The organism is Tsukamurella paurometabola DSM 20162 (genome assembly GCF_000092225.1).
Taxonomy (GTDB): domain Bacteria; phylum Actinomycetota; class Actinomycetes; order Mycobacteriales; family Mycobacteriaceae; genus Tsukamurella; species Tsukamurella paurometabola.
In genome coordinates this window covers 3,149,028-3,173,453 of the sequence record NC_014158.1, presented here as the reverse complement: position 1 = coordinate 3,173,453, position 24,426 = coordinate 3,149,028, and the positions used below count along the sequence as shown (strand labels likewise).

Annotated in this window: 22 protein-coding genes; 15 read left to right on the top strand and 7 right to left on the bottom strand. The window is 69.3% G+C overall.

Annotation, left to right across the window (positions count from 1 at the left end; translation table 11 throughout):
- Positions 1-18: 18 nt before the first annotated feature.
- Together TPAU_RS15310 and TPAU_RS15305 are read left to right on the top strand one after the other, a co-directional pair.
- Positions 19-1,227, top strand: a complete 1,209-nt coding sequence (locus TPAU_RS15310; RefSeq protein ID WP_013127661.1) for an MFS transporter — start codon at positions 19-21, stop codon at positions 1,225-1,227.
- Between the two features lie 303 nt (positions 1,228-1,530).
- The gene (locus TPAU_RS15305; RefSeq protein WP_147291102.1) at positions 1,531-2,457 is read left to right on the top strand and encodes a hypothetical protein; all 927 of its coding nucleotides are present in this window, start codon (positions 1,531-1,533) and stop codon (positions 2,455-2,457) included.
- A 135-nt stretch (positions 2,458-2,592) separates the two neighbouring features.
- Here the strand turns inward: TPAU_RS15305 and TPAU_RS15300 are convergent, their stop codons facing one another.
- On the bottom strand, positions 2,593-3,360 hold the full coding sequence (locus TPAU_RS15300) for a CPBP family intramembrane glutamic endopeptidase (RefSeq protein WP_013127659.1): 768 nt from the start codon (positions 3,358-3,360) through the stop codon (positions 2,593-2,595).
- A 119-nt stretch (positions 3,361-3,479) separates the two neighbouring features.
- Between TPAU_RS15300 and TPAU_RS15295 the strand changes: the two genes are divergently transcribed.
- From TPAU_RS15295 to TPAU_RS15270, 6 genes are all read left to right on the top strand, one after another.
- Positions 3,480-4,784, top strand: a complete 1,305-nt coding sequence (locus TPAU_RS15295; RefSeq protein WP_160160271.1) for a glycosyltransferase 87 family protein — start codon at positions 3,480-3,482, stop codon at positions 4,782-4,784.
- Positions 4,785-4,788: 4 nt separating this feature from the next.
- Positions 4,789-5,850, top strand: coding sequence for a thiamine ABC transporter substrate-binding protein (locus tag TPAU_RS15290; RefSeq protein ID WP_013127657.1), 1,062 nt, complete (start codon positions 4,789-4,791; stop codon positions 5,848-5,850).
- A 22-nt stretch (positions 5,851-5,872) separates the two neighbouring features.
- Complete coding sequence (locus TPAU_RS15285) at positions 5,873-7,471, top strand: ABC transporter permease (RefSeq protein ID WP_013127656.1); 1,599 nt, start codon at positions 5,873-5,875, stop codon at positions 7,469-7,471.
- 11 nt (positions 7,472-7,482) lie between these two features.
- Positions 7,483-8,496, top strand: coding sequence for an ABC transporter ATP-binding protein (locus TPAU_RS15280; protein WP_013127655.1), 1,014 nt, complete (start codon positions 7,483-7,485; stop codon positions 8,494-8,496).
- A gap of 4 nt (positions 8,497-8,500) precedes the next feature.
- A complete protein-coding gene (locus tag TPAU_RS15275) occupies positions 8,501-10,447 on the top strand; it encodes a GMC family oxidoreductase (protein ID WP_013127654.1) in 1,947 nt (648 codons plus the stop codon).
- A gap of 229 nt (positions 10,448-10,676) precedes the next feature.
- Positions 10,677-11,888: an HNH endonuclease gene (locus tag TPAU_RS15270; RefSeq protein WP_013127653.1), complete on the top strand. Its 1,212-nt coding sequence runs from the start codon at positions 10,677-10,679 to the stop codon at positions 11,886-11,888.
- A gap of 4 nt (positions 11,889-11,892) precedes the next feature.
- On the opposite strand, the gene TPAU_RS15265 is transcribed toward TPAU_RS15270, so the two are convergent.
- Complete coding sequence (locus tag TPAU_RS15265) at positions 11,893-12,711, bottom strand: sulfurtransferase (protein ID WP_013127652.1); 819 nt, start codon at positions 12,709-12,711, stop codon at positions 11,893-11,895.
- A gap of 14 nt (positions 12,712-12,725) precedes the next feature.
- Between TPAU_RS15265 and nudC the strand changes: the two genes are divergently transcribed.
- The gene (gene nudC / locus TPAU_RS15260; RefSeq protein WP_013127651.1) at positions 12,726-13,631 is read left to right on the top strand and encodes an NAD(+) diphosphatase; all 906 of its coding nucleotides are present in this window, start codon (positions 12,726-12,728) and stop codon (positions 13,629-13,631) included.
- A gap of 3 nt (positions 13,632-13,634) precedes the next feature.
- Positions 13,635-13,949: a hypothetical protein gene (locus TPAU_RS15255; protein ID WP_013127650.1), complete on the top strand. Its 315-nt coding sequence runs from the start codon at positions 13,635-13,637 to the stop codon at positions 13,947-13,949.
- Here the strand turns inward: TPAU_RS15255 and TPAU_RS15250 are convergent, their stop codons facing one another.
- Positions 13,950-14,189: a mycoredoxin gene (locus tag TPAU_RS15250; RefSeq protein WP_013127649.1), complete on the bottom strand. Its 240-nt coding sequence runs from the start codon at positions 14,187-14,189 to the stop codon at positions 13,950-13,952.
- Between the two features lie 104 nt (positions 14,190-14,293).
- Between TPAU_RS15250 and TPAU_RS15245 the strand changes: the two genes are divergently transcribed.
- The 4 genes from TPAU_RS15245 (at position 14,294) to TPAU_RS15230 (ending at position 18,981) form a co-directional block, all read left to right on the top strand.
- Complete coding sequence (locus TPAU_RS15245) at positions 14,294-14,611, top strand: hypothetical protein (protein ID WP_147291101.1); 318 nt, start codon at positions 14,294-14,296, stop codon at positions 14,609-14,611.
- 46 nt (positions 14,612-14,657) lie between these two features.
- On the top strand, positions 14,658-16,751 hold the full coding sequence (locus TPAU_RS15240; RefSeq protein WP_013127647.1) for an ATP-dependent DNA helicase UvrD2: 2,094 nt from the start codon (positions 14,658-14,660) through the stop codon (positions 16,749-16,751).
- 614 nt (positions 16,752-17,365) lie between these two features.
- The gene (locus TPAU_RS15235; RefSeq protein WP_041945135.1) at positions 17,366-17,620 is read left to right on the top strand and encodes a WhiB family transcriptional regulator; all 255 of its coding nucleotides are present in this window, start codon (positions 17,366-17,368) and stop codon (positions 17,618-17,620) included.
- Between the two features lie 152 nt (positions 17,621-17,772).
- Positions 17,773-18,981, top strand: coding sequence for an acyl-CoA dehydrogenase family protein (locus TPAU_RS15230; protein ID WP_013127644.1), 1,209 nt, complete (start codon positions 17,773-17,775; stop codon positions 18,979-18,981).
- A gap of 3 nt (positions 18,982-18,984) precedes the next feature.
- Here TPAU_RS15230 and TPAU_RS15225 read toward each other — a convergent pair whose 3' ends face one another.
- From TPAU_RS15225 to TPAU_RS15215, 3 genes are all read right to left on the bottom strand, one after another.
- Positions 18,985-20,301 carry an ABC1 kinase family protein gene (locus TPAU_RS15225; protein ID WP_013127643.1) on the bottom strand — a complete coding sequence of 439 codons (1,317 nt, stop codon included), beginning with the start codon at positions 20,299-20,301 and terminating at the stop codon, positions 18,985-18,987.
- A gap of 15 nt (positions 20,302-20,316) precedes the next feature.
- Positions 20,317-21,213, bottom strand: coding sequence for a hypothetical protein (locus tag TPAU_RS15220; RefSeq protein ID WP_013127642.1), 897 nt, complete (start codon positions 21,211-21,213; stop codon positions 20,317-20,319).
- Between the two features lie 120 nt (positions 21,214-21,333).
- Positions 21,334-22,671 carry a zinc-dependent metalloprotease gene (locus TPAU_RS15215; protein WP_013127641.1) on the bottom strand — a complete coding sequence of 446 codons (1,338 nt, stop codon included), beginning with the start codon at positions 22,669-22,671 and terminating at the stop codon, positions 21,334-21,336.
- Between the two features lie 83 nt (positions 22,672-22,754).
- Between TPAU_RS15215 and TPAU_RS15210 the strand changes: the two genes are divergently transcribed.
- The gene (locus tag TPAU_RS15210) at positions 22,755-23,771 is read left to right on the top strand and encodes a YlbL family protein (RefSeq protein ID WP_013127640.1); all 1,017 of its coding nucleotides are present in this window, start codon (positions 22,755-22,757) and stop codon (positions 23,769-23,771) included.
- Here TPAU_RS15210 and TPAU_RS15205 read toward each other — a convergent pair whose 3' ends face one another.
- A complete protein-coding gene (locus TPAU_RS15205; protein WP_013127639.1) occupies positions 23,772-24,383 on the bottom strand; it encodes a PPA1309 family protein in 612 nt (203 codons plus the stop codon).
- Positions 24,384-24,426: the final 43 nt, after the last annotated feature.

The following is a 24,426-nucleotide window of genomic DNA, read 5'->3' as shown; positions in this document are numbered from 1 at the left end:
CGTTTCGAAAGGTTGATCGTGAGCGTGGATTTCCAGGAGAGAAAGGCGCAGGCCGCACCGGGCTCGGTGCTCGCGTGGCGCAACGGCGTCTTCGTGATCTTCGCGCTCAGCGGCCTGACGTTCGCCAGCTACCTGGGCCGATTGCCGCAGGTCCGCGACGATCTCGGCGCCACCACGCTCCAGGTGAGCCTGCTCACCTTCGGGCTCGCCGTCGGTTCGGTGGTGGGCCTGCTCGGTTCCGGGGCACTGGCGGCTCGGTTCGGCGCGCGCCGGGTGATGGCCGTGACCGTACCCGCGCTCGGCGTCACCATGATCGCGGCTGCTGCGGGCGCGCAGTCGGGCGTGTACCTGCTGACTCTGCTGCCGCTCGTGCTGGTCGGCCTCTCGCACGGAGTGACGGACGTATGCATGAACCTTTCCGGAGCCGAGAACGAGCGGGCGTTGGGCCGCACCGTGATGCCGGCCTTCCATGCCGCGTTCTCGCTGGGCACCGTCGCCGGCGCGCTGACCGCGGCGGCAGCACAGGCGGCGCACGTACCGCTGCTCGCGCACCTGCTGGTGGTGAACGCGGTACTACTGATCGCGGGCTGGTTCGCGCTACGGCAGGTGCCCTACGAGGCGCATGACGCCGCCGACCACGCGCCCGTCTCGCGCCGCGAACGGCTCGCCGTCTGGCGCGAGCCGCGCACGCTCGTGATCGGGCTCATGGTTCTGGGTATGGCTCTGACCGAGGGCAGCGCGAACGACTGGCTGGCGCTGGCGATGGTCGACGATCACGGCACGTCGAAGACCGTCGGCACACTCACCTTCGCCGTCTTCGTGACGTTCATGACCATCGGACGGTTCGCCGGCACCAAGGTGCTCGACCGGTTCGGCCGCGTGCCCACCCTGCGCGCGTGCGGTGTGCTGGCCTTCGCCGGCCTGTCGCTGGTGATTTTCGGTCCCACCTGGGCCGCCTACGTCGGTGTCGCGCTCTGGGGTCTGGGTGCCTCGCTCGGCTTCCCGGTGGGTATGTCGGCCGCCGCCGATGATCCGCGAATGGCCGCGGCGCGGGTGTCCGTAGTTTCGACCATCGGCTACCTCTCGTTCCTCGCCGGCCCACCGATCATCGGCGCCCTCGGTTCGCGGATCACCTTGCTCTCCGCGCTGATCGTGGTGCTCGGTGCCGTCGCCGTGGCGATCGTCGTGGCTCCCGCCGCCCGCGAACCCGCCCGCGCCTCCCGCTAGGGGCGCACCGTCGCTCTCCCGTGAGGGACGCACCGTCGCTCTCCCGCGAGGGACGCACCGTCGCTCTCCCGCGAGGGACGCACCGTCGCTCTCCCGCTAGGGGCCTGCTGCTCCCTCTGTCAGCGGGCACTCCCTCGGTCCCTGGACCGGGGGAGCGCACACCCCCGCTAGGGAGGGTGGCGGCGGCACACACGAATGGATCAGGCAAGCCCCCTGTGGATGACGCCGGTTCTGTGGATGAGCGGGGTATCGGCAGTTGCTCACGGAGCGGATGGGTGACACGTGTGCGCCAGGATCGGCCTCGTGGGGGAATTGCTGACTCGGGATCTACTGCTGGCCCAGGGATGGACCCGGAACGGGATCCGGCAGGCGATCAGGACCAGGAAGCTACGAATGCTGTGGCCGACGGTCTACACCGACCTGCCGGTCGGCGAGCCCTGGACGGAGTACGCGCGCATGGTGCGGGCCGCAGGGACCGTGGGCGGATGGGGCGTGCTGAGTCACCAGAGTGCGGCCGTCCTGTGGGGCCTGCCGATGCTCGATCCCGACTTCAGCCGCGTGCACAGCACGATCGACCATCGACACCGCGGCGGTTTCGTGAGCGCCAAACGGCACGTCCATCCGCGCCCACTCCCGCCGCAGGACGTGGTGGTGCTCGAGGGGCTCAGACTGACGTCGCCCGCCCGTACCGCCGTGGATACCGCGTTGGCGGGGAACTATGAGCAGGCGCTCGCCGTTTTCGACGGTGCGCGTCGTGCGTCACGGTTCCCGACGCAGGCCAGCCGGCCGAGCGTGCCTCTCGCGGATCTGATCCGGGTGATCGAGGAGCTGGGACCTCGGACCGGACGGGAGACCGCGCTGCGCGCGCTCCGGGACTCGGTGCAGAGCAGCGAGTCGGTGGGCGAGTCGTGGTCCCGCGCACGGATGATCGAGTGGAAGCTGCCGATGCCCGAGCTGCAGCGCAGGTTCGTCGTGGCCGATCGGGTCTATTACGCCGACTTCCGATGGGGTCCACTCGTCGGGGAGTTCGACGGGGACGGCAAGTACGAGCGCGACGCGGACCGTCGGCGTTACGAGAAGCGCCGCGACAGCGACTTCGCGACCCTGGGCATGGTCGTATGCCACTGGAGCTGGGCCGACCTCCGCAGCCGTGAGCGGTTCTACCAGGTGTTGACCACGGCGATGTTCCGGGCCGGCGTGATGCGGTCGATCCCGCGCTTTCCGGGCTGATCCGTCCCCGCCCGCTCGTCCCTAGCGGGAGCGTCTTCTCCCTAGGGCGGTGTGCGCTCCCCATGTCAATGGACCTAGGGACGTGTGCTCCCCGCTAGGGAGCGCGGCCCGAGCGAAGCGAGGCTCGGGGAATGGTCAGCGCAGGAGCTGCCAGGCGAAGGCGGCGGCCAGCGCGCCGGCGCCGTTGAGGCACCAGTGCAGCGCGATGGGCGCGATGAGAGAGCCGCTGCGGGTGCGCAGCCAGGTGAAGACGTAACCGGCGAGCGCGGTCGCGAGCACCGCTCCGGCGATTCCCGCGATCTGTGCCAGGGGGCCGCTGCCGAGGATCTTGGTGAGCCCGGCGTTGCCGGCGGTGAGACCGAGTGACGAGGCGATGTGCCAGAACCCGAAGAGCAGCGAACCGGTCACCACCACCCAGCGGAACTTCATCGCCCGCGACAGCGTGCCGTGCAGTGCGCCGCGGAAGGCGATCTCCTCGGGGATCACCGTCTGCAGCGGGATGATCACCATCGACGCGATGATCGCCGTGGAGAACGTCGCGTAGCGGTCGTTGAGGAACAAGCCGCGGGTCACCGGGAGCAGCGCGCCCACGATGATCACGGTGGCGACGATGAACACCGCCGCGGCGGCGTACTTCGCGCCGGAACGCCAGTGCTCGCGGCCCAGCCCCAGCTCGTGCCAGTCCAGGCCGCGGTAGCGAGCGATGCCCAGCAGCACCGCCGCCGAGATCGGGACGGCCAGCAGCGCGGCCCAGCTGCCCGTGAAGTGCGCCACCAGGTTGGTGGCCACGAGTACGCCGACGACGACCGCGATGTCGACGTAGGCGCGGACCCCGGAAACGGCCGCACGCAGAGCGGACTGTTCGGGGACGGCGGGCTGGGCTGCTGAACTCACCCGCTCCATGGTCCAGACGGTTGGCGTGTCGCGCAATGGCGTGTGACCGGGTTCGCCGTTCGCCGATGGTGAACACCGACGTCACGGGCCCGCCGGTCGACGGCGCGACGCAGGTAGTCTGGTGCCCCGTGACGACGTCCGACCACTCCGGCCCGACGTCCCGCGGCACCCTGCGCCGTTGGGCGCTCGCGGTGTTCCTGCTCTCGCTGGCGGCGAGATTCGTGTGGATCGCGGCAGGCCAGCACAACTTCAACTTCGTCGACCTGCGGGTGTACTACGAGGCGGCGCAGCGTGTCGCCGATGGGACGCTGTACGACTTCGCGCTCACCGATTACACCCCGCAGCAGCCGCTGCCGTTCACCTATCCACCGTTCGCCGCGCTGTGCTTCTACCCGCTGAAGTTCCTGCCGTTCCCGGTGGTCGCGGTCGCCTGGGTGCTCCTCACCGCGGGGCTGTTGTTCCTTGTGGTGCGGATGAGCCTGGCGATCCTGGCGGCCGGCCGCGGCGCCCCGTCGCGCCTGGGCGACGTTCCCGTCGAACACGCCCTGTTCTGGACCGCCGGTGCGCTGTGGATCGATCCCGTGCGCACCAATCTCGACTACGGCCAGATCAACGTGGTCCTCATGGCGCTCGGCGTGTGGGCCGCGTACCTGATCGCGCGCACCGAGGCGGGCCCGCCCGCGCTCGTGCTGCGGCCGCAGCGGGTCGACGGTGCCTCGGGCGCCCTGATCGGGATCGCCGCCGGCATCAAGCTCACCCCCGCCGTGGGCGGGCTGTTCCTCCTCTCTCGCGGCCGACCCTGGGCCGCCGTGTTCTCGGGCCTCACCTTCGGCGCTACCGTCGGCTTCAGCTACCTGCTGCTGCCCTCGGAGACCCGGCGCTACTTCACCGTGCTTCTCGGCGATACCGGACCGATCGGCGACCCCGCCAAACCCGACAACCAATCGTTGCGCGGCGCGATCTCCCGGTTCGCCGGCCACGACGTGGGTACCGGCGCCGCGTGGATGGTGGGCCTCGCCGTTGCGGCACTGCTGTTGTTCGCCGCCTGGTGGGTGGTGCGCCGGGGCGACGCCCTCATCGCTCTGGTGCTCGTGCAGTTGCTCGGGCTCCTGGGGTCGCCGATCTCGTGGATCCACCACTGGGTGTGGATCGTGCCGCTGCTGATCTGGGTGGTGCACGGCCCGCTCGGCCGACTTGGCGACCACCGGTTCAGCGGCGCGGGCGCCGGATACACACCGTGGTCGACGGCACTCGCGGGCACATTCGTCGTGGTCGGACTCGTCGGGGTGCACTACACCGACGATGTGCTCGGCTGGCTCGGGCTGAGCGACGGTCCGGTGTGGGCCCTGTTCATGGCGCAGGGTCTGGGCGCGGCGATCGGTCTGATCGCCCTGATCCTCGCGCAGCGCCGACGCCTCCAGGCCGTAGTCTGAGCCGATGAAGAACCTCGCGCGGATCGGCCTCGTCCTCACGGCGGCGACCCTGGCGCTGAGCGCCTGCGCGACGGATACCGCACCGTCGGCGCCGAGCGGCGCACCGGCGGCCACCGGGACCGTCACTCTGGTCACCCACGATAGTTTCAGCCTGCCCGACGACGTGACCGCCGAGTTCACCCGGCAGACCGGCCTGGAGCTGAAGACCGTGGCCCTGGGCGACGGCGGTGAGCTGGCCACCAAACTCGCTCTGACCCCGGGGAATCCGCCCGGCGACGTGGCCTTCGGCGTGGATAACACCTATGCGGCCCGGCCCGCTCGCGCCGGTGTCTTCGACGACTACACCTCACCCGCCGCCGCGAACGGGGCGGCGGACTACGCGCTCGACGGCATCGGCGGACTCACCGCGATCGACTTCGGCGACGTCTGCGTGAACATCGATACCCGCTACTTCCAGGACAAGGGACTGCCCGAGCCGGCGACCTACCGGGATCTCGCGGACCCGAAGTACCGCGGCCTCACCGTGGTCGAGCATCCCGAGACGGCCTCGCCGGGAATGGCCTTCCTCGCCGGCACCGTCGCCGCGCTCGGTGACGGCTGGAAGGACTACTGGACCGCACTGCGGGGCAACGACGTCTCCGTGGTCCCGAACTGGAGCACCGCCTACTCCACCGATTTCTCCGGATCGTCGGGCAGGGGTCCGCGGCCGATCGTGGTGTCCTACGCCAGCTCGCCCGTCGCGGAGGTGGGCAAGGACGGCGCACCGCCGCCCACGAAAGCCCTGCTGGACACCTGCTTCCGGCAGGTCGAATACGCCGGTGTGCTGCGCGGTACCAAGAACCCCGAGGGGGCGCGCAAACTGATCGACTTCCTGCTCACGCCGCGCGCGCAGGGAGCGATACCGGATGCGATGTACGTGTACCCGGTGACTCGTGAGGTGCCGCTGCCGGCGTCCTGGCAGAAGTTCGCGCCCGTGCCGCAGCGTCCGGCCACGCTCCCGGCCGATCGGATCGCCGACGAGCGCGACGGCTGGGTCCGCGACTGGCGGCAGATCATGGGACGGTGAACCGGCTGATGGAAACCGGCCGGTGACCCGGGCGCGATACGCCCTGATCGCGGCGCCGCTGCTGTTCATCGGCGTCTTCTTCCTCTGGCCGGTGGGCGCGATCATCGCCCGCGGTCTCACCACCGACGGACCCCCGCCCTGGGACGGATTCACCGGCGCCGGCGGTGTCGGTCTGGTGTGGTTCACCATGTGGCAGGCCGCCGCGTCGACCCTGCTCACCGTGGTCCTCGGCCTGCCGCTGGCGTGGCTCACCGCTCGCGCCCGGTTCCGCGGTCAGTGGATCGTCCGGGTGCTGGCGACGGTGCCCTTCGTGCTGCCGACGGTGGTCGTCGGCGTGGCCTTCCGCACCCTGTTCGCCGCGGAGGGCGGGCTCGGTTTCCTCGGCCTGTCCGAGACGGTCTGGGCGGTGCTCATCGCGCACGCCTATTTCAACGTTTCGGTGGTGGCGCGCATCGTCGGTGGGGTGTGGGCCGGCCTCGATCCGCGTGCGGCGCAGGCGGCCCGGACGCTGGGAGCGAACCCGGTCCGCGCCTTCATGACCGCGACGATGCCGGCGCTGGCCCCCGCGATCGCCTCGGCGGCGTCGGTGGTCTTCCTGTTCTGCGCCACCAGCTTCGGCATCGTGCTGGTGGTGGGCGGTAGCCGATTCCGCACCCTGGAGACCGCGGTCTACCAGGAGGTGGTCGGTGCCTTCGACCTGCGCACCGCCGCGCTACTCGCACTGGTGCAGATCGCGATCGTGGTGATCGCCGTGCTGGTGAGTGCGGCACTGCGGCACCGCGGCAGCCGGCCGGCGTCGTCGGCCGCACTGCCTTCCCGGCCCGGTCGAGGGACCCGGATCGCCGTGCTCATCGGCGTGCCCGTGTCGACCGTACTGCTCGCCTATCCGATGGTCTCGCTCGTGCTGCGCTCGCTGCGGCCCGACGCCGCAACAGGTCTGAGTCTCGGTGCCTACCGGCGCCTGGGTGAGAACGTGAACGGCGTGGTGCCGCTCAAGGCCCTGCAGATGTCGCTGCTGACCGCGATCCAGGCGGGGGCGATCGCGCTCATCGTCGGTGGACTGGCCGCCATCGCCATCTCGCGGTCGTCGGGTCTCCTCAGCCGGTTCGCCGACGCCGTCGTGATGCTCCCGCTGGGGGTGAGTGCGGTGACACTCGGCTTCGGCTATCTGCTGGCGCTGCAATCGCTCCCGGCAATGCGCGAATCCCCGGCGGTGTTGCCCTTCGTCCAGGCCCTGGTCGCGGTACCACTGGTAGTACGGGTGCTGGTGCCCGCGCTGGCCGCCGTCGATCCGCGGCAGCGACAGGCCGCCGCCGTCCTCGGGGCCTCGCCGGTGCGGGTCTTCACCACGGTCGATCTGCCCGTGATCGGCCGATCCGTGGCCGTGGCAGCCGGGTTCGCGTACGTGGTGACCCTGGGGGAGTTCGGTGCGGCGAGCTTCCTGGTGCAGCCGGGCCAGATGACGCTACCGGTCCTGATCGGTCGCATCATGGCCCGGCCCGGCTACGAGAGCGCCGCGCTCGCCGCGGCCTGCTCGGTTCTGCTCATCGCGGCCACCGTGGCGGTGATCGCTGCGGTCGAGGCACTCCGGCGCGACGGTGCCGGCCAGGCGGAATTCTAAGGAGGCGAACAATGCTCACGATCGACGAGGCCACGGTCCGCTACGGCTCCCGCACCGCGGTCGACGAGGTCTCGCTCGCCGTCGGCGTGCCCGGCGCCCCGGTGACGGCGTTGCTCGGACCGTCGGGCTGCGGGAAATCGACCCTGCTGCGCGCCGTCGCCGGACTGGAACCGCTCTCGAGCGGCCGAGTCCTCTGGGACGGTGACGATCTCGCGCGGACCCCCACCCACCGCCGCGGTTTCGGCATGGTCTTCCAGGACGGCCAGCTGTTCGGGCACCGGGACGTCGCCGGCAACATCCGCTACGGATTGCAGCGGCACCACTGGAACCGCGACGACGCCGATGCCCGGGTGACCGAACTGCTCGAACTGGTCGGGCTGCCGGGGCTGGGATCGCGACCCGTGGGCGCGCTGTCCGGTGGGCAGCAGCAGCGCGTGGCACTGGCCCGGGCGCTTGCGCCGCGCCCGCGGCTCCTGCTGCTCGACGAGCCCCTGTCCGCCCTCGACCGACAGCTCCGCGATCGCCTCGCGGGTGATCTGCGCCGCATCCTGCGCGACACCGGTACCCCGGCCCTGATCGTGACCCACGACCACCACGAGGCCGTCGAGCTCGCGGACACCGTGGCCGTGATGACCGCCGGGCGGATCGTGCAATCCGACGAGCCCACTCGGTTGTGGCGGCGGCCCAAGACGCCCGAGGTAGCCAGGTTCCTCGGCTACTCGACGCAGATCGACGCCCGCGTCGAAGCGGGCCACGCACAGACCGTGCTCGGCCCCATTCTCGTCGACTGCCCGGACGGCACGTTCGCGCTGGGGCTGCGTCCGGGGTCGGTGGTGATCCAGGCGCGCGGGGTTCCGGCACTGGTCACGGGCTCGATGCCCACCGCCGACGGGGTGCGGATCACCGTCGCCGTGGACACTGGCGACGGTGAGCTCCGGGTGGATGCGTACGGTGACACCGCCCCGCCCGATGGCGACACGGTGCAGGTTTCGCTCAACCCTCGACGGGTTGCTGTGATCGGATAGGGGTGTGACCTCAGACACGTTCACGCCCCGTCAGGCCCAGGCGCTCCTCGCGATCGCGGAGACCCTCGTCCCGGGAGGCGACGGTGCGCCCGCTCCCCGCGATCTCGACTACATGGCGACAGTGACGCGTACCGCCGAGCACAAACTGCTGCCGGGTGAGCTCCGGGAGATGAAGATCTTCCTCGATCTGTGGGACACCCCAGGGATGGGGATGGTGCACGGGATCGGCCCGCGGCGATTCTCCGCCGTCTCACCGGCCGAACGCGAGGCGGCCCTGCTGCGCTGGGGCTCGTCGTCGGTCGGAGCGAAGCGATCGATCTTCCAGGGGCTGCGTTCGCTGCTCATCGGTGCCTACTACATCGCGCCGGATGCCACCGCGGTGCGCGCCGCCATCGGGTATCCGGAGGCCTTCGGTCCGCTCCCCGATGCGCCGCCGCGGCCGATCACGCCGTTGGTCGTGCCGCCGGGCGGCGCCGCGCTCACGGCCGATGTGGTGATCGTGGGGTCGGGCGCCGGTGGCGGTACCGCGGCCGCCGTGCTCACTGCCGCGGGGCTGGACGTGGTGGTGCTGGAGAAGGGCGGCTACCACGATGACCGGGACTTCGGCGCGGGCGAACTGGAGGCGCTCACGTCCCTGTACGCGGGCCCACCCGCCGCGACGAAAGAAGGACAGCTCTCGCTCATGGCGGGCGGCACCCTGGGTGGCGGAACCGTGGTCAACTGGACAACGTCGTTCCCCACCCCGGATCACGTGCGGGCCGAATGGGCCGGGCTCGGCGCCACCCAGTTCGCCGGCGAGGAGTACGACCGCGCGCTGGCGGCTGTGCAGCAGCGACTGTCGGTGAATACCGATCACGACCGGATCGCGCACCGCGACGCCGTGATGGAACGCGGGCTGCGGGCGCTGGGTTGGCACTGCGATGCCATGCCGCGCAACGTGGTCGGCTGCGATCAGGGAGTGGAATGCGGACGATGCGGCTACGGCTGCCGGATCGGCGCCAAACAGTCGACTGCGAAGACCTGGCTGCAGGACGCCGCCGACGGTGGAGCACGCATCGTGGTGGGGGCCGACGTGCGGCGAGTGCGGGTCGAGCGGGGCCGGGCGACCGGCGTCGAGGCGGTCATGTCCGACGGTGCGCCGCTCATCGTCGCGGCGAAGGCGGTCGTGGTCGCGGCGGGGACGCTCCAGACGCCGGCACTCCTGCGCCGGTCGGGACTGCGTAACAAGCAGATCGGCGCGAATCTGCGGCTGCATCCGGCGACCGCGGTCGCGGGCCGATTCGACGAGGACATCCGGCCCTGGGAGGGCGGCCTGCAGACGCGATACTCGACCGAGCACGCCGATCTCGACGGCCGCGGGTACGGCGTGATCTACGAGACCGGTCCGATGCATCCCGGCGCGGCTGCGATCTTCCAGCCCTGGCACTCGGCGGAACAGCTGGCGGAGGAGATGCGTGCGCTGCGCAATCTCGGTGTGGTGGGGGTGATCACGCGCGATACCGGGAGCGGTCGGGTCGCCGTGGGGCGGAACGGTGAACCCGTGGCGCATTACCGGATCAACGATCACGATGCGGCGCACATGCACCGCGGCATCGTCGGGGCCGCCCAGATCCTTGCCGCGGCTGGAGCGAGCTCGGTGCGGTCGGCGCACCAGGTCCGGGTGGCGGCCACGCTGCCCGGTCCGCTCGACGGATTCGCCGCCGCCGCACAGGAACAGGGGTATGCGCCAGGTCGCTGTTTGATGGCCGCTCTTCACATCATGGGCACCGCGGCGATGGGCGGGAGCCCGAAGACATCGGCCACGGATCCCGACGGCGCCACCTGGGAGGTGCCGAACCTGGTGGTCGCCGATGCGTCGTGCTTCCCCACACCCAGCGGGGTCAATCCGATGATCTCCGTGGAGGCGATCGCGTACATGAACGCCTGCCGCCTTGCCGCGCGGATGACCTGAGTTCCCGGTGTCGGCCGGTGTGGTGCGAGGGTGCCGCCGGACGCCGGCGGCTCGCTGTGCGGGCAACCATCGGATGGCGCTCGGTCAGATCGTTGATCATCACTGCTAGACGCTTCAGCGTGGCCGCGCTCGACGCATGCCGAGGGCATCGGGACACTCTTTCAAAAGCATTGGTTGAGTTGAGGTTACAAGTTGAAAACTTGTCAGTGGGTGGTCGTAGTGTTCGGGTATGGAAGAGGAAAACAGCGACTCAGGGCCTGGCGGTGATGTGGTCGCCGGGCTGTCCGCGTTGGAGCGGTTGCGTGCGCGGGTGGTGTTCGATCAGTACCGGTTGATCGTCGAGTTGCTGCGCACGCGGGTGTGTGAGCGGATCGCGGCGGGTGTCGCGCAGGAGCGGTGGGAGGCCGGTGTCGCGTCCGAGGTGGCGCTCGCACTGCGGGTCTCGCCGCATCGGGCCGCGGCGATGCTGTCGCGGGCGACGGTGTTGGAACGGGACCTGCCCGCCACGCTGGGTCGGTTGCGTGATGGTGACCTCTCACCGGAGGCGGTGGAGGTGATCGTGTCCGGGGTCTCGCACCTGGAACCCCGCCTGAAGACCGAAGCCGACAACGAGTTGTGCGGGGAGAGCTTCGTGGCGTCCGGGCTCGGGCTGAGACGGTTGCAGGATCAGGTCAAAGAGGTGGCTTATCGGCTCGATGCCCGGGCCACGGTCGATCGTGCGGCGCTGGCGGCGAAAGATCGTCGCGTCACGATCCGTCCGGCACCGGACTGCATGGCGCGAGTATCGATCCTGCTGCCGGTCGCCCAAGCCGTCGGCGTCTATGCGGCGGTGAAGACGGCCGCCGACAGCATCTTCGGCACCCCAGGCGAGAGCCGCAGTCGCGGACAGATCATGGCCGACACGGCTTTCGCCAGGATCACCGGCCGCGACATCGCGGACGGTCTGCCCGTCACGGTGAACCTCACCATGCCCGCAGCGGTGCTGCTCGGCGACCAGCCGGGAACCGCGCACCTGGCCGGTGGCGGCACACTGCCGGGTGAGATCGCACGGCACCTCGTCGGGCGAGCCACTGAGCATGCGGTGGCGTGGGTCAAACGGCTCTACGTGCGACCGGAGTCGGGTGCCGTGGTCGGGCTCGATTCCCGGTCGCGGCTGTTCCCGGCCGGATTGGCGGAGCTGATCGCCGCGCGGGATCGGTACTGCCGCACCCCGTACTGCGACGCCCCGATCGCCCACACCGACCACATCATTCCGGACGCGCACGGTGGCCGCACCAGCCTGGAGAACGGGCAGGGGCTGTGCGCGGCGTGCAACTACGCCAAAGAAGCAGCGGGCTGGTCCAGCCGCACCGTCGACGACAGCAGCGGGCGGCACACCGTCGAAACCCACACCCCGACAGGACATCTGCACCGGTCCACCGCACCACCGCAGGCGGCGTGAGAGGTCACTCTTCGGTGGCGGCGGGGCGGGAGCCGTCGGCCGAATACTGCGACCAGGAGCCGGGATACAGCTTCCCGCCGGTGAATCCGGCGTGCTCTGCCACCACCAGGTTGTGGCACGCAGTCACCCCCGAACCGCAGTAGGCGATGTATTCGCCGTCCGGTGTGAGACCGGCGTCGGTGAAGCGTGCCCGCAGCGCGTCAACACGAAGCAGGCGGCCGTTGTCCAGGTTCTCGCGGCACGGCACGTTCCGGGCACCGGGAATGTGCCCCGGGCGAGGGTCGATCGGTTCGAGGTCCCCGCGGAAGCGCTCGGCGGGGCGGGCGTCGATCACCGGAGCAGCGCCGGATTCCGCTGCGGCGGCGGTCTCATCGATGGAAGCGAGCTTCGCTTCCGGCCACGGACGCGGCGTGAACGCGGCGAACCGCGCCGGCGGAGCCTCGGTGGTGAGCGGTGCCACCGCCTCGGGCGGACCGTCGAGCAGCGCGGCATCCTCCCCGAGAGCGCGCAGCAACCAGACGAGACGCGCGGCCATCACGCCGCCCTCGTCGTCATAGGCGACCACGGTGGCGCCGTCGCCGATGCCTGCGGCGGACAGGCCCTCCGCGAAGGTTTCGGGCGTCGGCAGCGGATGGCGGCCGTCGGCGGGAGAGGGCGGGGCGGCGAGGTAGGCGTCGAGGTCCACGTACACCGCTCCGGGGAGGTGGCCGGAATCGTACGCGGCGCGCGTGGACCGCCCATCCAGGTAGCAGCGGGCGTCCGCGAGGATCACTCGGTCACGATGGTTCCGGACCCAGTCGGCGTCCACGATCGGCTCGATCATGACCACAGCCTACGATGGTGAGCGTGGCGAAGCTCAGCTTGACCGTGCCCCCGCTCCTGTCCCGCTACCACGTCGACCGCGCCGACGAACTCCGCGCCGACGAGGCCGCTCTCGATGCGGCCTGGCCCACCGCGAAAGTACTGCGCATCGATCCCCGCGGCCGGTTCGACCTCGACGGCACGGCACTCGTGTTCGCCCGCGGCCACGAGGTCGCAGGCGAGCGGCCGGCCGACGCGGTGCTGCTCGGCAGGGTCGACGGCGCGCCGATCTTCGCGCTCCGCGTCGAGAAGTTCGACGGCGCCGATCTGCGGATGCGTGGTCACCTGCTGTCCGCCGTCGACGCCGCCCTGCTCGCCGAGGCGTTGGGGATTCTCAATTGGCATGCCGGGGCGGTCTTCTCGCCGGTCGACGGCCGCGCAACGGTGCCTGGACGGGCCGGATGGGTGCGCACGGTCGAGGGTGGCGGGGATGAGTTTCCCCGTACCGACGCCGCGATGATCACGCTGGTGCACGACGGCGCCGATCAGGTGCTGCTGGGGCGCCAGCAGCAGTGGCCGGAGCGACTGTTCTCGCTGTTCGCCGGGTTCGTCGAGCCCGGGGAGTCGCTGGAGCAGTGCGTTGCCCGGGAACTGTACGAGGAGATCGGCATCGCGGCCGACGAGATCACCTACGTCGCCAGCCAGCCGTGGCCGTTCCCACGGTCGCTCATGCTCGGGTTCACCGCTCGCGCCGACCGCGAGGCCGAACTGGTCTTTCGCGACGGTGAGATCGCCGAGGCCCGCTGGTTCAGCCGTCGCGAGGTTCGTGACGCCCTTGCGGCGGGGGACTGGAGCACCGATGCCCCCGATGCTCCTCTACTCCTGCCTAATTCGATCTCCATCGCCCGCGCCATCGTCGAGGCCTGGGCTGGAGTGCACTAGCGCATGACCGCGACACTGCGGATCGCGTTCGCCCCGCACTGGGTGAACGCGTGGTTCGTCCGGATTGTGTACCGTCCGTGGGTTCAGCTCGACGACGGTGTGCCGCACCTCGCCAGGTGGCGTGCGCCGATCGACATCCCTGTCGTGGCGGGTCACCGCACGGTGACCACGTTCCTGCGAAGGCGTTGGCAATCGGGAGCGAGCCCCCGCATCTCTCAACGCGCGATCACGGTGGACGTTCCCGAGGGAACGATGCTGGTGCAGGTCCGTAACGGTCCCCTCAACCACAATCCGTTCCTACCCCGAGTGGCGGGCTGATCAGACTCCGAGCTTGCGCTTGACGTCGGCGAGCGAAGGGTTGGTGGCCGTGCTGCCATCGGAGTACTTGACCGTCGGCACCGTCTGATTACCGCCGTTCACGCCCTGCACGAACTCGGCGGCCGACGGATCTTCCTCGATGTTGATCTCGGTCCACTCGATGCCGTTCGCCTTCAGGCCGGTCTTGAGGCGGTTGCAGTATCCGCACCACGAGGTGGTGTACATGGTCAATTGGCTCATACCGCTACTCAACCATGCACGGTTCGCAGTTCTTCCCCGCGCCTGGCGGCTGCGCCGGGCATCACATCGCTGGATTTGGCACACTGAACACCATGTGGGGATGGGTGAAGCATAAGGCTGGACTCGTCGGCGCCCTCGTGCTCCTCTGCGTTGCGGGTCCCCTGATTGTGATCTGGCTGGGTATCGCAAAGGTGGCGCACTGGTTCGGACTCGACGCGTACACCTTCCTTCTCCTTTTCGTCGCGACTAATGCATCGATGGATCTCATCACCACCGTCTCCGACCGCGGTGCCGCCGCGGCGGGGCCGTTCGCCTGGATCGTCGGGGGCCTCGGCACCGTCGTCGTAGTGCCGCTGGCTGCATACGTGCTCGCACACTGGTGGGGTCTGCTGTTCCGTCGGCAGGAGAACGTGGAGGCGTGACCCCGTCGAACACGACCTGTCGGACCCGACTGGAATACTCGGCCCCGTGATCGAAGCACTGGACCCGGAGCAGCAGGAAGCGGTACTCGCACCGCGCGGACCGGTCTGCGTGCTGGCGGGCGCCGGCACGGGCAAGACCCGCACGATCACCCACCGCATCGCGCACCAGGTCTCCACCGGCCACGTCGCGGCAGGTCAGGTTCTCGCCGTCACCTTCACCTCCCGCGCCGCGGGGGAGATGCGGGCTCGGCTGCGCGGCCTGGGCATCGGCGGGGGCGACGGGACTCCGGGTGTCCAGGCCGTCACCTTCCACGCCGCCGCGATGCGCCAGCTCCGCTACTTCTGGCCGCGGGCAGTGGGCGACACCCGCTGGGAGTTGCTCGACAACAAGTTCCCCATCGTGGGCCGCGCCGCGCGCGACTGCGAGCTGCGCCCCGAGACCGACACCGTGCGCGACCTGCTCGCCGAGATCGATTGGGCGAAGGCCTCACTGGTCACCCCCGAGACCTACGCGCAGGCCGTCGAACAGGCCGGCCGCACCGCCCCGATGGCACCCGGCACCGTCGCCGATGTCTACGCCGCGTACGAGCGCCGCAAGACCGACCAGGACGGCAACCGGCTCCTCGACTTCGACGATCTGATCCTGGTTACCGCGGCGATCCTGGAGGACAACGCCGTGGTCGCCGACGAGTTCCGCGACCGCTACCGCAGCTTCGTGGTCGATGAGTACCAGGACGTCACCCCGCTCCAGCAGCAGCTCCTCAACGCCTGGCTGGGCGACCGCGACGATCTCACCGTGGTCGGCGATGCGAATCAGACCATCTACTCCTTCACCGGCGCCACCCCGAACTACCTGCTCGACTTTACCCGCCGGTTCGAGGACGCGGTGATCGTCCGCCTGCAACGCGACTATCGCTCCACCCCGCAGGTGGTCTCCCTGGCCAACAAGGTTATCGGCGCTGCACAGGGCCGCGTCGCGGGCACTCGGCTCGAACTCATCGGCCAGCGCCCCGACGGTCCGTCCCCGATCTATGCCGAGGCCGACGACGAGCCTGCCGAGGCGAAGCTGGTGGCCAAGCGCATCCGAGAACTCATGGCCTCGGGCGTACCCGCCAGCGAGATCGCCATTCTGTACCGGATCAACGCGCAATCGGCCGTCCACGAAGCCGCGCTCACCGAGGCCGGCATCCCGTACCAGGTGCGGGGCGGCAGCGCCTTCTTCGAACGCCCCGAGATCGGGCAGGCCGTCCGCGAACTCATGTCGCGCGCGGGGCAGTTCGGCGGCATCTCGGGCGACGAGTTGATGTCGATGGTCGAAGGTGCGCTCGAACCGCTGGGGCGCACCACAGAGCCGCCCGACGGTGCCCGTGCGCTCGAGCGGTGGCAGGCCCTCAACGCTCTGGTCGAGCTGACCGCCGACCTCGCGAAACAACGACCCGGCCTGACCCTCGCCGAGCTCATCGGTGAGCTGCGCGCGCGGGCCGAGGCCAAGCATCCGCCCACCATGGAGGGCATGACACTTTCCTCGCTGCACGCGGCGAAAGGCCTGGAATGGGACGCGGTCTTCCTCGTCGGTCTCACCGAGGGCTCCGTTCCGATCGCGCAGGCCATCGCCAAGGGAGACCCCGAACCGATCGAGGAGGAGCGCCGCCTGCTGTACGTGGGCGTCACCCGCGCCCGCGAACACCTGCATCTGTCTTGGGCGCTCGCGCGGAACGAGGGTGGCCGCAAGACCCGCAAGCGCACCCGCTTCCTCGATGTGGTTTCCGCGCAGGCCGATGCGGGCCGTCCCCGCGTGGCGGATTCGGGGCCCTCGAAGGGGAAGCGGCGCTCCTCTGATATCTGCCGCGTGTGTGGCGGCATCCTCGACACCCGTGAGGAGAAGCTGCGCTCTCGCTGCGACGACTGTCCGTCCGACCTCAACGATGCGTTGGTCGAGGCGCTGAAGATCTGGCGCACCGGGCAGGCGCGCGACCAGCAGATCCCTCCGTACACGATCTTTTCCAACGCCACCCTCTTCGCGATCGCCGAACACCAGCCGCGCAGCCGTGCGCAATTGGTGCGGATCAACGGGATCGGTGCGACGAAGGCGGAGAAGTATGGCGACGAGGTGCTGGCTCTCGTCGCCGAGCACGGCTGAAACCGATCGAGAAAATCGGATAACCGCAGGTCAAAAATAACTTGTGCTCGATCTTTCTTCGGCATACTGTGGATCTCGACCGCACGGGATGACGCGCGAGGTACACCCTCGCCGCCGGAACGTGATTGACCATCGCGCGAAAGGAGGCAAACGAAATGAACAACGCAGTAATCAACGCAGACCAGTTCACCGCAGCAAAGGGTGGAGTGTTCGCTGCAACAGCGGTTCGTGACGGTGCCTCCTACACGCTGCCCGCGATGATGACGCCCCGACTGTGGCGTCTCCGCGGCGCGAAGCCGATTCACGGCGTCGATCACGAACCGCTCAAGCGCCCCGTGTGTCATATGCGACGAGGTTAGGTCTCAGACCCACCTTCTTCACATTCACCACGGGACCCGCAGCCGCGCGGAACCCGTGGTTTCCCGGTACCTGAACAGCCCCGCACCGTCGGGTCTCTCGCCAGGCCACCGCCCCACACGGTTCGCGCACTCGACCGAGAACATCCCGTGCGCCTCACCAGGCGCCGCTACCGAGGCCACCTGAACGAACAGGTGGAAAGGTGACCAGAAGTGCCGACCATCCTGGATGACAGACCCGTCTGCTCCGTAGAACCCATCAATATCAACATCACCGGCAAGAGCCGCATCCCTTGCCGTGCAGGCGATCCCGATCTGTGGTTCGCCGAGACCCCGTCGGATCTCGAGCGTGCCAAGCAACTGTGCGAGACCTGCCCCCTTCAGCGTGCCTGCCTGGCCGCCGCGCTCGAGCGCGCCGAGCCCTGGGGCGTGTGGGGAGGCCAGATCTTCGATCAGGGCGTCGTGATCGCCCGTAAGCGGCCCCGCGGCCGCCCGCGCAAGAATGCGGCCTGACGGCAGTGAGCCCCGATCCGAAAGGATCGGGGCTCACTCGTTTCCGGGGAGCGCGCGGCCCCGACGCTACCCTCCGCCCCTTGTCCGATGTGCTTTCGCAAGGCAGAGTGAACCAGGCTGATAGTGATCTGAATCACACTCCGGGAGGCGTCATGACCGATAAGACCACCGAAGACCTGGCGGAGGGGATCGCGCGCTCGCGCGGCACCGACTACCTGCACATGCGGGAGCTGATCACCGACGATGAGGCGGCCCTGCTACTCAAGGTTCGCGAGTTCGGTGAGCGCGAGTTGCTCCCCATCGTCAACGATTACTGGGAGCGCGGCGAATTCCCCTTCGAAATCCTCCCGGGCCTGCGGGAACTGGAGATCGTCGGTGACACGATGCAGGGATACGGCACCACTCCCATGACCGCCGTGGGCCAGGGCCTGGTCTCGTACGAGCTCGGTCGGATCGACGGCAGCATCGGCACGTTCATCGGTGTGCACGTGGGCCTGGCCATGCAGTCGATCTACATCCTGGGCTCCGAGGAACAACGTCAGCGATGGCTGCCCGCCATGGCTCGGCTGGAGAAGATCGGTGCCTTCGCGCTCACCGAACCGAACCATGGATCGGATTCGGTCGCGTTGGAAGCCACCGCCACCCGGGACGGCGACCACTGGGTGATCAACGGCGCCAAGCGATGGCCAGGTAATGCCGTCTGGTGCGACATCATCATCGTCTTCGCGCGCGACACCGCCGACGGCAAAGTGAAGGGCTTCGTCGTCGAGAAGGACGATCCCGGCTACCGCGCCACCAAGATCGGCGGCAAGGTGTCACTGCGCATGGTGCAGAACGCCGATATCGTGCTCGACGATCTGCGCATCCCCGACGATCGTCGACTGGTGAACTGCAACGGTTTTCCGGACGTCTCGAAGGTGCTGATGGGCACCCGGAATCAGGTGGCATGGGCGTCCACGGGCCACGCCGTCGCCGCCTACGAGATCGCCCTCAATTACGCGCAGAAGCGTGTGCAATTCGGCAAACCCATCGCGAACACGCAGGTGGTGCAGTCCAAGTTGGTCGAGATGCTCGGCGAGGTCACCGCGATGCAGCTGTACTGCATCCGCCTCGGGCGCCTGCTCGACGAGGGTGCGGTCACCGACACCATGGCCGCGCTCGCCAAGTACTTCTGCAGCGTCAAAGCTCGGCACGTCTGCCGCCTCGCCCGGGACGTGCTGGGCGGCAACGGGATCACGCTCGAATTCCACGTGATGCGGCACCTCTGCGATATGGAGGCCCTGGTCACCTATGAGGGCACCGCCGAGATCCAGTCGCTGCTCGTCGGCCGCGAGATCACCGGTGGGGGAGCGTTCGTCTAGACGTCAGTCCTCGTCGTCGAGTAGCGGTACCCAGTGCTCGACGATGCCGCGGTACGGCGCCTCCGCCTCCATCTGCGAGCAGATGCCCACCATCCCCAGGAGCACCCGGAACAGCATCACGTACTCGGTCGGCAGCGACAATTTGCGTCCCGTCTGGAACTGCTCGCTGCGCACATCGGTCGACGTGTTCGCCACCCGCATCAGCCATTTGCGGGTGAAGTGGAAGCTCTCCGATCGCAGCGGGTCGACATACGGCGCGAGATAGTTGCGGATGTCCTCCGGCGACAGGTCGAGCCGCGGCGGGATGAAACCCTGACTGCGCAGCAGCGGGAACAGGGCGTCGTAGTCCTCATCGCGGGCAAGGCGCAGTATCTGTCCCACGGCCGGCGGGATGCCGCCCGGGTACTCGGCGACGGCACCGAAATCCAGCGCGATCAGGCGGCCGTCCGGCGCGATCATGAAGTTGCCGGGATGCGGATCGCCGTGCAGCAGGCCGGTGCGCGCCGGCGCGCTCACTTCGAACTCGGTGAGCTTGGCGGCCGCATCGTCACGTTCGGCCTGGGTGCCGTTCGCGATCACGTCCCGCAGCGGCCGACCGGTGACCCACTCGCTGATGATCACCTTCGGTGCGCTCGCGATCACCTTGGGCACCAGCACGTTCGGGTCGCCGTCGAAGGCTTTGGCGAATTTGCGCTGGTTCGTCGCCTCGTACCGGTAGTCCAGCTCGGCCTCGGTGCGGTCCGTGAGCTCCTGCACCAGAGATTTGATATCCGTGCCCGGGGTCAGCGGCTTGATCACCGAGCTGAGCCGGCCGAGCGCCTTGAGGTCGGCACGCAACGCCTCGTCGGCACCCGGGTACTGCACCTTCACGGCCACGTCGCGCCCGTCGCCCCACACACCGCGGTGCACCTGGCCGATCGAGGCGGACGCCGCCGCGGTGTCATCGAAGGACTGGAACCGCTCGCGCCATCCGGTGCCCAGTTGCTGGCTGAGCACCTTGTGCACGGTGGCCGCGGGCATGGGCGGTGCCTCGTTCTGCAGCTTGGCGAGGGCTTCGCGATAGGGCTCGGAGAACTCCGGCGGGACCGCGGCCTCCATCACACTCATCGCCTGGCCGAGTTTCATCGCCCCGCCCTTGAGCTCGCCGAGCACAGCGAACAACTGTTCCGCGGCCTTGGCCTGCAGTTCGGCGTTCACGTCATCCTTATCGGCGCCGGCCAGCCGCTTACCCCAACCGACCGCGGTGCGGCCCGCCATACCCAGTGGCAGGCCCGCCAGCTTGGCGGTGCGCTTCGCGCCGCCACGGGTGATCTCGGACACCTGGCCTCCTGGACGTCATCCGGTCGCGTGCGCTGCGGCATCGGACCTTCCGCATCCGCATGCCGGATTCATGAGCCATCGCCGGACGGCGATACCGCAGCCTTCGACCTCCAAAGTACAGCCGAGGACCGCGGGGTCGTCGCTGCGCGCGCCGAACTCGGCACCGTCGTCGCCCGAGCCGGACCCGCTCGCGCCCGGCCCGCGGCGAGCGATGGCCTGCACCTGGAGCGCAGCGACCGCGGCAGTCATCCGCAACACCTGCGACGATGCCCGCCCCGACCGCCCGAACAACTGGCACGCCAGAGACGGCCAGCCGGGGTCGGCATCGGTGCGCGTCCGGTCCAGGCACCGCAGGCACGGCGAGGCGCCGGGCAGAACGAGCGGCCCGATCACGCCGGCACCGTCGCGCACCACCACCGGCAGGTGCGGTACCCGCGCCCGCATCAAACGGCGTACCAGCACCGGGTCCGGGGACAGGACATCGGTGAGCAACACCAAGTCGAGATCGCGGCCCTCCGGCGACCAACTGCGCGAGGTGCCCGCCGTCACCTGCACACCGTCCAGGTCGGCGACCTCGTTGAGCACCGCGTCGGTGACATGGCCCCGGCCGTGCAGGTGCACTCGGAGACTCGATGCTGCGAGCTCGGTCTCCAAGAGATCGAAACCGCGTAGCACCGACAACAACTCGGCGACGTCGCCGTCGGTGAGACCGGCATCCGCAGCCCGGCGATGCACTTCGGATGCGGTGCGGAAGCGCTGCAACCAGCGCAGCAGGCCCGCAGCCGAATCCGGGGCCAGCCACGGCGGCGGCCGCAGCACGGGAGCGCCCGTGGCGGACGCGCCGAGCTGCACGAGCGTGGGCGGCCGCACCACCAGCGTCAGATGCGGATCGAGCCGCAGCCGATTCTCCATCCCCGGACTGTGTCACGCGCGATCCGTCCCGGGACGGGTTCAGGCCCCGTTATCCACAGGCGAAAATGCGAATTGATCAGCGGAAACGTGCGCCCCGGCGAAGTGGCTCGCGTGGACCACTTATTCCGGGCTGCCCTTGTCCTCGTCCGCGTCGCGCTGCATCTGACGCTCCAGAGCGGCGATGGGATCGTCGAGGTCGGAGGCATCGCCCAGCATCCGATCGATGAAGCCGGCGGGCGCATCGAGATCGGAGGAATCCGGAATCAGGTCGGGGTGCTCCCAGACGCCGTCCCGCTGCTCCATGGAGGTGGCCGCGAGCAGCTTCTCCCACAGCGCGGCAGCCTCGCGCACCTTGCGCGGGCGCAGCTCCAGGCCCACGAGTGTGGCGAAGGTCTGCTCCGCGGGACCGCCCGAGGCGCGACGGCGGCGCATCGTCTCGCGCAGCGCGGCCGCACTGGGCAGGCGCTCCCCGAGGGCGTCGTTGACCACCGTCTCGACCCAGCCCTCGATCAACGCGAGGAGGGTTTCGAGCCGCTCCAGCGCCGCCTTCTGCTCCGGTGTGGCCTTCGGCTGCATCGCGGCGTTCTGCTGCGCCATGAGCTGCTCCAGCTGCGCCGGATCCGACAGCGCCGACGGATCCAGGTTGCGCGAGATTTCCTCGATCCCCGACATGTCGAACTGGATACCGCGCGCGTACTGCTCCACCGCATCCAGGACGCGGGCGCGCAACCAGGGCACGTGCGAGTACAGCCGCTGGTAGGCGGCCTCACGGGCGGCGAGGAAGACCAGGATCTCCTGGTCCTTCTGCTCCAGGTCCTTACCGAACTCCTCGATGGCCGCGGGAAGGAGGGCCGCGGTGTCGTCGGGCCCGAGCGGTAAGCCGATATCGGTGCTGGTGAGCACCTCCTTCGACAGTGTGCCCAGGGCCTGGCCGAGCTGAGTGCCGAAGGACATCGACCCGAGCTGGCTGAACATGCCCATCATCGGGGCCGCCATCTCGCGCGCCTCCTCCGGGAGACCGCCGAGCCACGCCCCGGAGACCTTCTCGGCCACCGGATTCACCAGCCGCTTCCACGTGGGCAGCGTCTTCTCCTGCCAGTCCACGGGGGTCCATGCCGCCGTCTTCTGCGGACCGGCCGGCAGTACCGTGGCCTCGTCCAGCCATAGCTGTGCCAGGTGCATGGACTCGTCGACCGCGTGGCGCTGACCGTCGGTGACGGGCTCGTGCCTGCCGAGCGTCTGCCGGGCCAATTGCGAGGCCACGGTGTAGTTCACCGGGTCACCGCCGGCGGCGCCGGGCGCCGTCATTCCCGACCCCATACCGGAGATCATCTGGCCGAGCTGGCTGAGCATGTCGCCGAGCTGACTCATATCGAAGGGCTGATTCGCGCCGAACGGCTTGTCACGGCCGTCGCCGTCGTCATCCCGCTGGGAGAAACCGAAGGGCAAATCGTTCATATGCCCACGGTACTGCCCGCGGCGGCCCCGCGCCGTCGGCTCCGTCACGCTGTGCGCGAACAGCCGCGACTACTGTGTGCTGCGTGACGGAACGCAGGATCACGACGGTGCTCGCGGCGCTGATACCGCTGCTGGTGCTCGCGCTGCTGGGGATGTTCGTGACGGTGCCCTATGTGTCGGTGGGCCCCGGCGACACCGCGGACACCCTCGGCGACTACCAGGGCAAGCAGGTGGTCACCGTCAAGGGTCTGCCCGTGCATCACCCCGCGGGACAGTTGCGCTTCACCACCGTCGCCGTGACCGACGGTCTCAACCTGTACGGCGCACTGGGTATGTGGCTCAAGGGCAATCAGCTCGCTCCGCGCGACGCGTACTACCGCCCCGGCGCTTCGCGGGAGCAGATCGAAGAGGGCAACCGCGAGCAGTTCGTCGGCTCGGAGAACTCCGCCACCGTCGCCGCGCTCCGCTACCTCAAGGTGCCCACCGCGATCGGCGTGACGGGCCTCGTCAAGGACGGCCCCTCGGACGGCAAGCTGCGCAGCGGCGACGTCCTCGAATCCGTCGACGGTGCGCCCGTCACCGCCCCGGACACGGTCTCCAAGGCGATCGAGGGGAAGAAGCCGGGCGACACGGTGACGCTCGCGGTACGCCGGGCCGAGGGCCCGGCCCAGGTTCCGGTCGTGCTGGGCGAGAAGGACGGTAAGGCGCGTCTCGGCGTCGTCGTGGGTCAGGTACCCGCCGATCCGAACGTCCAGGTGGACTTCGGGGTCGAGAAGGTCGGCGGCCCGTCGGCGGGCCTCATGCTCACGCTCGGCATCATCGACATGGTCGAGCCGGGAGACCTCACCGGGGGCAAGGTGGTCGCGGGAACCGGCGAGATCGCGTCCGACGGTGCCGTGGGCCCCATCGGGGGCATCACTCACAAGCTGGAGGGCGCCAAGCGCGACGGCGCGAGCGTGTTCCTGGTGCCCGCACGCAACTGCGCGGAGGCCACCACCTCACCGCCGAAGGACCTGCAACTGGTGAAGGTCGACAACCTCGACGGTGCCCTCACTGCGCTCGCCGATATCCGCGAGGGGCGCCCGGCACCGTCGTGCTGATCAGTCCTCGTCGAACGTGGCGAGCAGCCCCTGGATCAGACCGGGTGCGAGCTGATCGGCGCGGAGTAGATCGTTCGAGGCGAACGGATTGTCGTCGTCCTCGTCGGGACGGAGCGTCAGCAGCGTAATCCGGTGACCGTCGCGCAGCACCGCCGCGACCATCCGCGCGGTGCGGCGCTCGGGATGGTTCTCCGCAGCCTCGCGGCCCGCGCGGTCGGACGCTTCCTTGTCGGCCAGGTGGGGTTCGAGGGCACCGTCGAGATCGGACTCCGCGGTGGGCGGCAGCACGATGATCTCCTGCACCAGGGCGCAGCCGACGACCTCCTCGGGCCAGGTGGTGGTGGCGAGTACACGGTCGAGTTCGGCGCTGCCGCCCTCGGGGTCGCCCGGAAGCGGCTCCTGCTCGATCACCGTGAGCGAGGCGCCGTCGTCGAGCATGTCGGCCCACTCGGGCTGACTGGTCGCGAGGAGAGCGGTGGGCACGAGTCCGAACAGCTGTGGGGGTTGGCCCCAGCCCTGCGGCTCCACGAACTCGATCGCCTCCTGCGCCGCGCGGCCCAGCGCCGCCTCGTCGAATGCCTGGTCCGTCTCGTCGCCCGTCACGTCCCCCATGATCGCATCCGAGGGTCGATGCGGCCTGGAGCCGCCCCTTCTT